This is a genomic window from Shewanella sp. FDAARGOS_354, from assembly GCF_002209245.2.
GTDB lineage: Bacteria > Pseudomonadota > Gammaproteobacteria > Enterobacterales > Shewanellaceae > Shewanella > Shewanella xiamenensis.
In genome coordinates this window covers 4,609,224-4,622,069 of sequence record NZ_CP022089.2, presented here as the reverse complement: position 1 = coordinate 4,622,069, position 12,846 = coordinate 4,609,224, and the positions used below count along the sequence as shown (strand labels likewise).

The 12,846-nt window shown below is 47.9% G+C and carries 10 protein-coding genes; 3 read left to right on the top strand and 7 right to left on the bottom strand.

Annotation, left to right across the window (positions count from 1 at the left end; genetic code table 11):
• Positions 1–58: 58 nt before the first annotated feature.
• The 4 genes from mtgA to CEQ32_RS20780 form a co-directional block, all read right to left on the bottom strand.
• Positions 59–835: a monofunctional biosynthetic peptidoglycan transglycosylase gene (mtgA, locus tag CEQ32_RS20800; RefSeq protein ID WP_088586768.1), complete on the bottom strand. Its 777-nt coding sequence runs from the start codon at positions 833–835 to the stop codon at positions 59–61.
• Between the two features lie 675 nt (positions 836–1,510).
• Positions 1,511–2,308, bottom strand: a complete 798-nt coding sequence (locus CEQ32_RS20790) for a phosphoadenylyl-sulfate reductase (RefSeq protein WP_088586767.1) — start codon at positions 2,306–2,308, stop codon at positions 1,511–1,513.
• Positions 2,301–3,998, bottom strand: a complete 1,698-nt coding sequence (cysI, locus tag CEQ32_RS20785; RefSeq protein ID WP_088586766.1) for an assimilatory sulfite reductase (NADPH) hemoprotein subunit — start codon at positions 3,996–3,998, stop codon at positions 2,301–2,303. Before cysI ends, CEQ32_RS20790 begins: the two co-directional genes overlap by 8 nt.
• Positions 3,999–4,075: 77 nt before the next feature.
• Positions 4,076–5,896: an assimilatory sulfite reductase (NADPH) flavoprotein subunit gene (locus CEQ32_RS20780; RefSeq protein ID WP_088586765.1), complete on the bottom strand. Its 1,821-nt coding sequence runs from the start codon at positions 5,894–5,896 to the stop codon at positions 4,076–4,078.
• 421 nt (positions 5,897–6,317) lie between these two features.
• On the opposite strand from CEQ32_RS20780, the gene CEQ32_RS20775 reads away from it, so the two are divergent.
• The 3 genes from CEQ32_RS20775 (at position 6,318) to CEQ32_RS20765 (ending at position 9,883) form a co-directional block, all read left to right on the top strand.
• Positions 6,318–7,844 (top strand): Re/Si-specific NAD(P)(+) transhydrogenase subunit alpha, encoded by a 1,527-nt coding sequence (locus CEQ32_RS20775; protein ID WP_088586764.1) that lies wholly within the window; start codon positions 6,318–6,320, stop codon positions 7,842–7,844.
• A gap of 11 nt (positions 7,845–7,855) precedes the next feature.
• Positions 7,856–9,340, top strand: a complete 1,485-nt coding sequence (gene pntB / locus CEQ32_RS20770; RefSeq protein WP_037421695.1) for a Re/Si-specific NAD(P)(+) transhydrogenase subunit beta — start codon at positions 7,856–7,858, stop codon at positions 9,338–9,340.
• Between the two features lie 156 nt (positions 9,341–9,496).
• Positions 9,497–9,883: a hypothetical protein gene (locus CEQ32_RS20765; RefSeq protein ID WP_088586763.1), complete on the top strand. Its 387-nt coding sequence runs from the start codon at positions 9,497–9,499 to the stop codon at positions 9,881–9,883.
• 60 nt (positions 9,884–9,943) lie between these two features.
• Here CEQ32_RS20765 and CEQ32_RS20760 read toward each other — a convergent pair whose 3' ends face one another.
• The 3 genes from CEQ32_RS20760 to hldE form a co-directional block, all read right to left on the bottom strand.
• Positions 9,944–10,423, bottom strand: a complete 480-nt coding sequence (locus CEQ32_RS20760) for a TetR family transcriptional regulator (protein ID WP_037421701.1) — start codon at positions 10,421–10,423, stop codon at positions 9,944–9,946.
• A 153-nt stretch (positions 10,424–10,576) separates the two neighbouring features.
• Positions 10,577–11,404, bottom strand: a complete 828-nt coding sequence (locus tag CEQ32_RS20755) for a hypothetical protein (protein WP_088586762.1) — start codon at positions 11,402–11,404, stop codon at positions 10,577–10,579.
• A complete protein-coding gene (gene hldE / locus CEQ32_RS20750; RefSeq protein WP_088586761.1) occupies positions 11,401–12,831 on the bottom strand; it encodes a bifunctional D-glycero-beta-D-manno-heptose-7-phosphate kinase/D-glycero-beta-D-manno-heptose 1-phosphate adenylyltransferase HldE in 1,431 nt (476 codons plus the stop codon). Before hldE ends, CEQ32_RS20755 begins: the two co-directional genes overlap by 4 nt.
• Positions 12,832–12,846: the final 15 nt, after the last annotated feature.

Here is a 12,846-nt window from a genome sequence, read left to right as displayed (position 1 = left end):
CATCCTACTCATCAGAGATGCATAATTACAATTTAATAACAAAATCACAATCGCAAATTTATTGTGCCTCACCGACTTTTTTGAGTGTCACCTCACCTAACTGACGCATTTGCTTGCGGATCCAAGCGGAGCGTTGTTCAACATAGGAAGAAGGGGGGGAGACTTTATAACGCCAAGGGTTTGGTAAAACTGCAGCCAATAATGACGCCTCATAACGAGTTAATTTGGCTGCACTCTTGCCAAAATAATGCTTTGCTGCCGCTTCGGCACCATAAATCCCAGGACCAAATTCAACAATATTCAGGTATACCTCAAGGATACGCGCCTTATCCCAAAACAGTTCCATTAACAGGGTAAACCACACCTCTATGCCCTTACGGATAAAACTACGGCTCGACCACATAAACAGGTTTTTTGCCGCTTGCTGGCTTAAGGTACTGGCCCCACGAACCTTTTTACCTTTTTGATTGTATTCGATGGCCGAACTAATCGCGTCTAAATCAAAACCACTGTGGCCTGCAAACTTTTGATCTTCTGCGGCAATCACGGCTAATTGCAGCTCAGGGGAGATTTGCTCAAGCGAGCGCCATTGATGCCTAACCTCAGTAATCGGTGCGGGCGGAAACAACGCCCGCTCTATTCGCCAACTCCACATCGGAGGATCGATAAAACGGAGTAGTACCACACTTAAAATAGAGGCGAAAAATAAACCCAAAACCAATTTGGCTAACCAAGTGAATACACGCTTAACACCGCGCATCTTAGGCTTTGGGGTTGGATGATTAACTTGGGGACGATTGACATGATCGCGCATGGCATACAAAGGGGCGGTCATTTAATTATCCTCATCAATCACGCCATCCAAACTAACTGTTAGTCTAAGAGATTTTTTGCTTACAGTAGAATAGCAAAGTGTAAGCCGATGATAGTAAGTCATAAACTACAAAAAACCGAGCTGAATTGAATGAAGAAGATAAATTAATGATGCCACAAATTTGGCTCAACCTCGGCAGCTTTGACCACAGCTGACCGAGGTGAAAATGACTGATTAACAAGCGCTAGCAAGTCAATCAAACTGCTGGATACTCGCAGCGGCGAGCAAGGTCCTTTGGAAGTGCTACTGTTTTCCGTCTCGTTATATCGTTACACAGCAAACTAAGCCCATAAATAACGATATTCAACAACTTAACTTGGCAAAATACCGACTAAAGCAGATCTGCGCAGTAAACTCCCTCAAAACCATCTACGGGAACTTTGTAATATAGCTCAGAACATCCTAATGTGCATAACCCTGTGAGTAAAAATGTACAAAAAATTTAACTCAGGCAAACACACCTTAACTAACTCTATGAAAATACAATTTATCTGACTTTGATGACGGCAGAATGACATACAAAATACCTTAACGGCCAAACCGCTTTAAAATTAAGCAAAATACTCTTTTAGTGGCATAAAATAAAAAATGCCACAGGGAATACTGTGGCATTTTTCTATTTAATCAAATAGATGGCTATATTTCGTAATGCAGACCGCATTCGCGTTTTAAGCCATTAAAGCGTGTTTCTTCTTCAGACATCCCTAATTCTAAGGGTTTAGTCGAATGGGTATCCCCAACGGAAACATAACCTTGCTCCCATAAAGGATGATAAGGCAAGTCAAATTGCGTCAGATACAGATGCACATCTTTGTTCGACCACTCGATAATCGGCAGCAGCTTAAAGCGAGTTCCGTGGATAGCCAATATCGGTAACTCTTCGCGAGTGCTCGACTGGCTCCGGCGAAGTCCCGCAAACCAAGTTCCGACTTCAAGTTCAGCCAAGGCGCGTTGCATAGGCTCCACTTTATTGAGGCGATTATAACGTTCAAGACCCTCTAAGCCCTGCTCCCACAATTGGCCAAAGCGCGCCTCCTGCCATGCCGCCGTCATCGGCGCTTGGTAGACCTTAAGATTTAAGGATAAACGCTCTGTAAGCTGGTCAATAAACTGATATGTCTCAGGAAAGAGGTATCCAGTATCCGTTAAGATCACCGGAATATCCGATTGCACCTGACTCACCATATGCAACATCACCGCCGCCTGGATCCCAAAACTGGATGACAGCGCGTGATTACCCGGCAAATAGGCTAAGCCCCAGAGCACTCGCTCTTGAGCCGTCAAGCCAGCTAAGAAGCGATTAATGCGTTCCAGTTCCGCTCGCTGCACATCCTTAGGCGCCGCCAGCAGCGCTTTAAGTTCGCTACTACTTACCACGCTCTGCAACGCGTTCGGCAAGCCGGAACCCGTTGCCCCAGAATCAAGATCAGCCATGGAAATCCTTAGCGGCATCGATAACCGCCTTCACTACGCCCGTGCGGACGGTGAAGTTACCAAAGGTTTCGCCTGCATTTCGCTCAATCGCGTAGCGGGCAAATAATGCATCCAATTCAGCAAGGATCTCAGCCTCTTGGATATTCTCTCTGTACATTTTATTCAGTCGAGTGCCTTCGAAGTTCGCGCCTAAGTACAGGTTGTAGCGACCCGGCGCCTTACCCACAAGACCGATTTCGGCGGCAAATGGGCGCGCGCAACCGTTTGGACAGCCTGTCATACGCACCACAATGGCTTGATCGCTAATGCCATTTTTAGCCTGCAGCGCATCAATATGGTCGATAAACTCTGGGAAATAACGCTCAGCTTCCGCCATCGCCAATGGACAGGTTGGTAAGGCCACACAGGCAATCGAATGACCGCGGGTTTGAGTCAGCACTTGGCCGAGTAAACCGTGTTTACGGGCAAGCCCTTCGATGGTCGCTTTATCCTCAGGCGCCACACCCGCGATAATCATATTCTGGTTTGAGGTCATACGGAAATCACCCTTGTGGATCTTAGCGATTTCACGCATACCAGTTTGTAAACTTTTGCCAGGCATATCTTTAATACGGCCGCTTTCGATAAACAGGGTTAAATGCCATTTACCATCCACACCTTCGACCCAGCCGTAACGATCGCCTCGATCGCCAATCACGACATCGCGCTTAGGCTCAAATTTAACGCCGGCACGGGCTTCCACTTCGGCTTTAAACTTTTCATAGCCATGGTCGACGATGGTGTATTTCAGGCGTGAACGCTTACGGTTGGTACGATTACCCCAGTCACGCTGCACTGTCATCACAGCTTCGGCAAACTTCATCACATCTTCGGTTTTAATAAAACCAAAGTCATCGGCTAAGCGTGGGAAGGTTTCTACCTCTCCGTGGGTCGAGCCCATGCCGCCACCGGCGGTCAGGTTAAAACCGACTAATTCGCCATTTTTAGCCACGGCAATAAAGCCTAAATCGTTAGTGTATACATCAACATCGTTATCCGGCGGTACGGCCACGGCCATTTTAAACTTACGTGGTAAGTAGGTTTTGCCGTATACCGGTTCTACTGTTTCATCTTCTGTGGTCAGTAATTTCTCTTCGTCTAACCAAATCTCGGCGTAGGCACGAGTGTGCGGCAGCAGGTGATCCGAAAGCTTTTTGGCGACTTCATAGGCCTGTGCATGCAGCTTAGATTCCACCGGATTGGGGTTACACATCACGTTACGGTTAACGTCACCACAGGCGGCGATCGAATCGAGCGCCTCACGGTCCAAGCCTTGAATAATGGTCTTGAGGTTACGCTTTGGAATACCGTGGTATTGGAATGTCTGACGCGTCGTTAAACGAATACTGTTAGAGCTAGTGAGCGTCGAGGCAATTTCATCCACGCCTAACCATTGCTTAGGCGTACATACCCCGCCGGGCACGCGGGCACGTAGCATAAAGCTATATAAAGGCTCGAGTTTTTGCTCTTTACGCTCGTTACGTAAATCGCGGTCATCCTGCTGATAGAAACCGTGGAATTTGATCAATTGCTGATCGCCATCGCTAAAACTGCCCGTCACCGAGGAATCTAATCCCTCTTTAATGGTGCCACGCAGATAATCACTGTCGGTCTTTAAGTATTCGTTTAATGCTAACTTTTGCTCACTCATGGCAACTGCCTCTTAAAATTCGGTTGGCGGCAGTATCTCTGTGGATACTGCTCTCTCTAATCTTTGGGATTGACTTATTAGTACACGTCTTTTTGATAACGTTTATCACTGCGTAAGGTCTCGAAGTAGTCTTCGGCCGCCTCTGTCGACAATCCGCCAAACTCCACCGCAACCCCAAGTAAGGCTTGGTGCACGTCTTTAGCCATACGCTCGGCATCACCGCAAATATAGAGATGCGCGCCATTTTGTAGCCATTGCCACAGGGTTTGCCCCTGCTCTTTGATGCGGTGCTGCACGTAAATCTTATGGGCTTGATCCCGCGAAAATGCCACATCGATACGGGTCAAATCGCCGTTTTTCAGATACTGTTGCCACTCGGTTTGATACAGGAAGTCCTGTTCGAAATGCGGGTTGCCGAAGAATAACCAGCTATCGCCCTCAGCGCCTTGTGCCACGCGCTCCTGCATAAAGGCGCGAAACGGTGCAACCCCGGTGCCAGGACCAATCATGATGACTGGCGTTTGTGGATCTTCAGGTAAACGGAAATGCTTATTCGGTTCAACATACACTTTTACTTCGGCGCCTTCCTGCGCCGAGGCTAAGAAGTGCGATGCACCGCCAAAACGCGTTTGCCCCTGATGTTCATCTTCCACCAATGCCACGGTGAGATGCACTTCGGTATCGACTTCACTCTGGCTAGAGGCGATGGAGTAGAGTCTTGGCGTTAATGGGCGTAGTAACTCAACTAACTTGTTAGCGTCGAGATGAGCATCGGCCTTGAGCTTGTAATTAGCCACTAAGTCAGCAAACTGATGATGTAAGATAAACTGACGAACCTGCTCTTTATCTTCGCTAATAGCAAGCAGCTCAGGACTTGCGGACAACTCGGCCCAAGTTTTGACTAAACCAGGATACAACTGCGTCAGTTCTTTCTTCTCGATCAAGGCTTGCTTGAGGCTGATTGACTCATTAGTGACAGTCACCTTGGTATCGGCTGCTAACCCTAAGCCCGCTAAAATCTCATCGACTAAGGTTTCGCTATTGCTAAACCACACCCCAAGGGCATCACCGACTTCATAGCGTAAGCCTGATTCACCTAAATCAATTTCAACGTGGCGCACATCTCTGTCTGAATCGCGTCCGGTGATCTTTTGGCTCACCAACACTTCGGCACTGTAAGGGTTTTGCTTAGTAAATTCGCCCTCGCTGGCAACTTGAGCCGAAGTTGAATTAATTTCATTCAGTGCCACCACGTTAGCCGTGGTTTGAATGAGTGGCTTAACCGCAGTAAGCACATCGGCGTGCCACTGTCCGGCCGCAGCCTCATAGTCCACATCACACTCAACCAACGGCAATAAGGCTTTAGCGCCTAATGCCGAAAGCCGCGCATCAAAGTCTTTACCGGTTTGGCAGAAGAACTCATAGCTCGAATCACCCAGCGCCAACACAGAGTAATGTAAGTTGTTTAATTGAGGTGCGCGTTTTGATGCTAAAAACTTATGTAATTCAATCGCATCATCCGGCGCTTCACCTTCACCATGGGTACTGACCACCAGCAATAACAAAGTTTCTTGCTTGAGCTGGCGCACATTGTATTCACCCATGGAGGCTAAATTCACGCTATAGCCCTGTGCCTTTGCCTTTTCGGCCAAGGCTTTGGCAATGCCACGACCATTGCCGGTTTGGCTGCCATAGAGAATGGTTACAGTCTGCGCTGCCTGTGTATCAGACACTGGCACTAGCTGGGCTTGATTCCCTCCCGCATTGGCTGTTGCGGCTAAATAACCACTCACCCAAGCAAGTTGCACGGCATTTAATTCCGCGGTGAGTTGTTTCAGCTTGTCGACCTGCGGTTGCGACAGGGGTGAAGCCAGTGATGAAAGTTCTTTTAACAACATGAGACGGCCCTATGACAGTGTAATACCCAGCAGATTAACGTGGATTTGGAAAAGCAAAAAAGAATAAAATTTGATTTTTAATTCCATTTTGGAATATACAAAGTGCAAAAATTAAGCTACAAAAGTGTGCACTGGTTAAAACTTTTTGATACGACCAGTGCAGAATCGACTAGCTTGAGCAATATGCGCTTGTGTCAAACCAAAGTATTGCCACAATGGTACGAGCCTGCAGTACAGTGACCTTTTGTTGCTCGCTAAGAAGTTTGTTTTAAAACACAAATTTTATACCAAATTTGAATGCGCTAACTAACTGCCACAATTGAATAGACGAGTTCATTCTTATCGCGGCCTAGCCCTACCTAGGTTTAGCTCAAGGGAAGCACTCAGGCGGAACGATTATATAAACCATCAGGGAGTAATCATGCAGATTGGAATACCGAGAGAGAGTCTCGTCGGTGAAACTCGGGTCGCCGCGACTCCAGCCACCGTCGAACAGCTTAAAAAGCTCGGCTTTGAAGTTGTTGTTGAGGCCAATGCTGGCTTACTGTCTAGCTTTGACGATGCCGCCTTTGAAGCAGCTGGCGCGAAGATCACGACAGAGGTTTGGCAAGCGGATCTGATTTTTAAAGTCAATGCACCGACCGATGCTGAAATTGCGCAAATTAAAGAAGGCGCGACCTTAATCAGCTTCATCTGGCCCGCTCAAAATGCTGAGTTGGTCGAGAAACTGTCTAAACGCAACATCAATGTGATGGCGATGGACATGGTGCCACGTATTTCCCGTGCCCAATCCCTCGATGCTCTCTCTTCTATGGCCAATATCGGCGGTTATCGCGCCGTTGTTGAAGCCGCGCACCATTTTGGCCGTTTCTTTACCGGACAAATTACCGCCGCAGGTAAAGTCCCTCCGGCCAAAGTGCTGGTAATTGGTGCCGGTGTGGCTGGCCTTGCAGCAATTGGTACCGCAGGTTCTTTAGGGGCTATCGTTCGCGCCTTCGACACGCGTTTAGAAGTGGCCGAACAAATCGAATCCATGGGTGGCCAGTTCCTTAAGCTGGACTTCACCAATGAAGATGGCAGCTCATCGGACGGTTACGCTAAAACCATGTCGGACGAGTTTATCGCTGCCGAAATGGCGCTATTTGCCGAGCAAGCCAAAGAAGTCGATATCATCATTACTACAGCGCTGATCCCTGGCCGTCCTGCACCTAAGCTCATCACCAAAGCCATGGTCGACAGCATGAAGAGCGGCTCTGTGATTGTCGATATGGCAGCACAAGCGGGCGGTAACTGTGAATACACCCAGCCTGGCGAACTCTTTGTCACCGAGAATGGTGTAAAAGTCATCGGCTTTACCGATCTTCCCGGCCGCTTGCCTGCACAATCGTCTCAGCTTTACGGCACTAACTTAGTCAACCTGATGAAGTTAATGTGTAAAGAGAAAAACGGTATTGCCAGCATCAGCTTCGATGATGTGGTCATGCGCAACATGACAGTCGTGAAAGAAGGCGAAGTCACCTTCCCGCCACCACCTATTTCGGTGTCAGCTGCCCCTGCGAAACCTACCGCTAAGGTGGAAGTGAAATCTGCTCAAGCCAAAGTGCCTTCAAAACTCAAGTATATTCTCGCCGCCCTTGGTGCTGCGGGGTTTGCCGCTGTGGCCTCAGTCGCGCCAGCCGAGTTTTTATCCCACTTTACGGTATTTATTCTGTCCTGCGTGGTGGGCTATTACGTGGTGTGGAACGTGTCCCACTCACTGCATACGCCTTTGATGTCAGTGACTAACGCGATTTCAGGCATTATCGTGGTCGGCGCCTTGCTGCAAATTGGTCAAGGCTCGACCTTGGTCACTGTGTTGGCGTTTATCGCCGTGCTGATCGCCAGTATTAACATCTTCGGCGGTTTTACCGTCACTCAGCGCATGCTGAAGATGTTCCGTAAGGATTAAGGGGGTATAACGTGTCTCAAGGACTGGTAACAGCAGCTTACATCATTGCCGCCGTGCTCTTTATCTTCAGTCTCGCTGGATTGTCGAAACAAGAAACGGCCAAACACGGCAATTTATTTGGTATCACAGGTATGGCTATCGCCCTACTGGCGACCATTTTTAATCCAGACACCAGCGGTGTCGCGTGGATTATTGTCGCCATGGTGATTGGTGGTGCCATCGGCGTGCGTTTAGCACTTAAAGTCGAAATGACGGAAATGCCTGAACTCGTCGCGGTGCTCCACAGTTTTGTGGGTATGGCCGCGGTGTTAGTGGGCTTTAACAGCTTTATCGACTTACATCCAGAACAAGTATCACAAGTGGTTGTGGCCGTGGGCGGGGACATGAATTCCACTCTCGCAGCCGTGCAGAATGCGCTGAGCGAAGCGGCAAAAGCGGCTGAAAACGCGCATATGACTGGCGCTATGCTCAACATTCACTTAGTGGAAGTCTTCCTCGGGATCTTTATCGGCGCGGTAACCTTTACCGGTTCTATCGTCGCATTTGGTAAATTACGCGGATTAATTTCATCTAAACCGTTGATGTTGCCACATCGCCATAAGCTAAACCTCGCTGCGGTATTGGTATCACTTGGCCTGTTAGTGTACTTCGTGCAAACCGGTGGCACTATGCCAGCCCTACTGTTGATGACACTTATTGCCTTCGCCTTTGGCTGGCACTTAGTGGCTTCTATCGGTGGTGCGGATATGCCGGTTGTGGTCTCAATGCTGAACTCCTACTCAGGTTGGGCGGCAGCGGCGGCGGGCTTTATGCTGTCAAATGATCTGCTGATTGTGACTGGTGCGCTCGTCGGCTCATCGGGTGCGATTCTGTCTTACATCATGTGTAAGGCAATGAACCGCTCGTTTATCTCTGTTATCGCAGGTGGATTTGGTACCGATGGTGTGGCCTCCTCTGGTGATGAAGAAATGGGCGAATACCGCGAAACCAACGCCGAAGATGTGGCGGATATGCTGAAAAATGCCTCTTCCGTTATCATCACCCCTGGCTATGGTATGGCAGTGGCACAGGCGCAATATCCAGTGGCTGAAATCACCCAAAAACTGCGTGACCGCGGCGTAAAAGTACGCTTTGGTATTCATCCGGTAGCGGGTCGTTTACCTGGCCATATGAACGTACTCTTGGCTGAAGCTAAAGTTCCCTACGATATCGTGCTTGAAATGGACGAAATCAACGAAGACTTTAGCGATACCGATGTCGTGCTGGTGATTGGCGCGAACGACACAGTCAACCCTGCGGCGATGGAAGATCCGGGCAGCCCAATTGCGGGCATGCCAGTGCTCGAAGTGTGGAAAGCGCAAAACGTGATTGGTTTTAAGCGCTCAATGAATACGGGTTATGCGGGTGTACAAAACCCTCTGTTCTTCAAAGACAATACCCAAATGTTGTTCGGCGATGCTAAGGCCAGTGTTGAAGCGATTTTAAAAGCGCTGTAATCCGTTTAAGCACTGAATCACTCGATACAAAACTCAAAGGGAGCCGTTGGCTCCCTTTGCTTTTTTAGAGGGTTTTATTGCGCTAGGCTTCACATACTTTTAAGCCTACTCAGCTAGTCTCTGCGCAGTTTATCGCTTCAGGTAAAAGGAGATATCATGCTGCTTGGATTATTTATGCTGTCGGCAATATTAATCAAAACGTCGTTATTAGGGCTGGGTTGGATATCAATTGGTATCGGCGTTGGGGGTTATCTTTTTTGCCGTTTTTACCACATTAATCTTGCAGACCTACTGGTCAAAAAATTTAGACGGCTTTTTATCAGTGGGGCGATATTACATCTGCTGCTGTATCTCGGCCTTATCGTAAAACTGTTCCTGATCGATAGCCTAGAGGATATTCCAGCCTTTTTAATCAGTCATTTGGTATTCCATCATGCACTCTGCGCAATGATTGCAGCCGCCCTTACTTTTATGGCGATTGGCGTTTACCTTAGCCAGCAAAAGCTAAAGCAGGCAAATATCACTTCCCCCATCGCGAACTAATTTAGCCCCTAAAAGCCAAAAGGAGCCACAAGGCTCCTTTTGATAGCAATTCATTTTTGATTATGCCGCTTTAGCAATATCAAAATTAGATAACAACATCACAGCTGTACGGCCGAGTAAATGATTGATGGTACGATCGCCAACCAATCCTAATTCTGCAATGGCTTGCTGACGTGCAGTGCTTACCGCTCTAAACAGAGTGATTTCATTATTGGTGCCGCCGCAGAGGCTGAAGAATAATCTTAACACTGCGCGGTAATGCTCTTCTTGCATCGCTTGCATCCAAGAGGTTTCTAGCGCTTCTTGGCTAGAGAAGTCGAGCGCAGCAACAAAAAGATTGCCAATACGGCTGTCTAAGCGAATTAAAAAGTCGTTCTTCCGCGGAAAGTGGTGACTAATACCTGTGCGGCTAATCCCCGTTGCTTCAGATAACGTGGTATAAGACATAGTCTCAAAGCCAATAGTCAAAATTTGTCTTAACGCTTCATCCATAATCTGATTGATGGTCTGCTCAGTCTGTACTCGCGAGCGCTTAGCCATAATAAAGTCTCCCACTGTTCTTTTTGTGGGATAGAGCTTACCAAAGCCTTTCAGGGATTACTGCTGTTTAAAAACGTGAAACAAGTGTATTTCACTTTTGTTCAGCTAGGGTTCAGTTTTAAAAGGAGGATTTCATCGCCTTTGTTTACATATTTATAACATTGAATTTTGTACTAACCAGTCGTGTGCTTTTTGTTCCCCCATTAACAATGTTAGGGTCGGCGTTAAATAACGCCCAAGATCGGATTTACGCCAAAACAGGTATTCTGGCAGGGGTTGTAGCACGGTATCACTAAAAGTTCGTTGTATTAAACTCGAATATTCACGCAAAACCTGCGGTTCAATTTGTACCATTTGAGGATAAAAATCGGCTACAAAATCACGATAGTGAGTATATTGAACGATTTGAGTGACCTGATATTTATTTAACACCTGTATCATCATTGGCGCACTCCAGTGTGACATATATTGCGAACTTGTAAGCGCCGCTAGGTTGCGCCGGTGATACTGCTGCCAAGCTAAATCAAAATTGCCTTTAGCATTGGCAATACACCAGATGAGATACAGATCCGCTAACCATTCATGCTGATAAGGTGTTAATTCCTTAGGTAATAAACTCCCCTGCAACGCCAAGTTTTCAAGGTGGCCTAGTTCATGCCAAAGGGTTAATTGTGCTTGTTCTTTTAGATCTAATTGGTAGGTAATACCATCAATATTGGCCAGTTGGATCTCTGGTGTTTCTTGCTCATTGACGAGTATTAGGCCGGAGAAATGACTATCTTCAACAGGTAATACCATGGCACTGCGAAGCCCAAGCTCTGTTTTAAACTGGGCCTCACTGTGGGGGAGCTGTTCACGAACCTGAGTTGGAAATGTTGCCAGACACTGACTCAATTGCGCTAAAGGACAAAGTAATGCCTGCTTATCGGCAATAGGCACCCAAGTTAAGCTTGATATCAGAGTCAGTGCAATTAAACTCACTGTTTTGCCATGATATTCTGGATAATCGCCGTAGTAGAGATACCGTCTTCAAATCCCAACACTTGCACTTGGCCGCCCGCAGCAATGACCTCGGCGCCACCCGCAATATCTTCAATCTTATAATCACCACCTTTCACTAAAAGATCCGGTAGTAATCTGGCGATGATCCGTTGTGGCGTATCCTCACTAAAAGGCACCACCCAATCGACGGCGGCTAATCCTGCCAACACCGCCATACGTCTATCCACTTGATTAACTGGGCGACCTTCGCCTTTTAAGCGTTTGACTGAGGCATCGTCATTCACGGCCACGATCAATCTGTCGCCTAAGGCTTTGGCTTGCTTGAGGTAACTGACGTGTCCCGCGTGCAGAATATCGAAGCAACCGTTGGTCATCACCACTCGCTCACCACGTAATTTGGCTTGCTCTAGGGCGTAAGCAAGTTGATCTTCACTCACTACCCCAAAGCCAGATTCACCGTGATGCAGTGCTAGGGCCTCAATCAACTCAATACGAGAAACCGTAGAAGTACCCAGTTTACCCACCACAACGCCAGCGGCAGTATTGGCAATCGCACAGGCCTGCGGTAACTCAGCACCCGCGGCTAGAGACGTCGCTAAAGCTGAAATCACAGTATCGCCAGCACCCGTTACGTCATACACCTCACGGGCGACTGTTGGGATGTGTAATTCAGGGGCATTGGCCGTCACTAAGGTCATACCTTTTTCAGAGCGAGTGACTAAGATAGCGTCGAACTGGTACTTGTTCAGTAATCCGCGAGCCTTTTCGAGTAGATCTGCTTCAGAGGTTACCGCGCCAACCACGGCCTCAAATTCACTCATATTCGGTGTGATGAGCGAGGCGCCATGATAACGGCTAAAATCGGAACCCTTAGGGTCAACCAGTACTTTTACGCCTTTGGAACGAGCCAGCGCGATAAAATCCTGCGGCTTATCGATAGCGCCCTTCGCATAATCCGATAGCACGACCACATCGACCGAATCGAGTAAGGCTTCAGACTGCTTAAGTAAGCGCGCACTATCCTGCTTATCGAAGGACTCTTCAAAGTCGAGGCGAATAAGCTGTTGATTGCGCGATAAAACCCTAAGCTTGGTAATGGTCGGTTTGTCAGCAATATTCAACCATTGTGGTTCAACCCCAAGTGCTTGTACGCCAAGCGTTAACGCCTTAGCCGTATCATCATTGCCCACTAAGCCCGCCAATTGTACTTGGCCACCTAAGGTCGCAATATTCAGCGCCACGTTAGCCGCCCCGCCCGGTCTATCTTCGACTTGGTTAATCTTCACCACGGGCACTGGCGCCTCGGGGGAAATACGTCCCGTAGGCCCAACCCAGTAGCGATCTAACATCACATCGCCGACGACTAATACTTTGGCTTTTTCAAATGCTGGCAGAGAAACCTTCATAGCGCTCTTATCAGT

Bases quoted from the DNA above. Each gene is read 5' to 3' on its own strand.
- CEQ32_RS20765 (WP_088586763.1), top strand. From the start codon at position 9,497: ATGCTGCTTGGATTATTTATGCTGTCGGCAATATTAATCAAAACGTCG.
- CEQ32_RS20790 (WP_088586767.1), bottom strand. From the start codon at position 2,308: ATGGCTGATCTTGATTCTGGGGCAACGGGTTCCGGCTTGCCGAACGCG.
- hldE (WP_088586761.1), bottom strand. From the start codon at position 12,831: ATGAAGGTTTCTCTGCCAGCATTTGAAAAAGCCAAAGTATTAGTCGTC.
- CEQ32_RS20780 (WP_088586765.1), bottom strand. From the start codon at position 5,896: ATGTTGTTAAAAGAACTTTCATCACTGGCTTCACCCCTGTCGCAACCG.
- CEQ32_RS20775 (WP_088586764.1), top strand. From the start codon at position 6,318: ATGCAGATTGGAATACCGAGAGAGAGTCTCGTCGGTGAAACTCGGGTC.
- CEQ32_RS20760 (WP_037421701.1), bottom strand. From the start codon at position 10,423: ATGGCTAAGCGCTCGCGAGTACAGACTGAGCAGACCATCAATCAGATT.
- cysI (WP_088586766.1), bottom strand. From the start codon at position 3,998: ATGAGTGAGCAAAAGTTAGCATTAAACGAATACTTAAAGACCGACAGT.
- mtgA (WP_088586768.1), bottom strand. From the start codon at position 835: ATGACCGCCCCTTTGTATGCCATGCGCGATCATGTCAATCGTCCCCAA.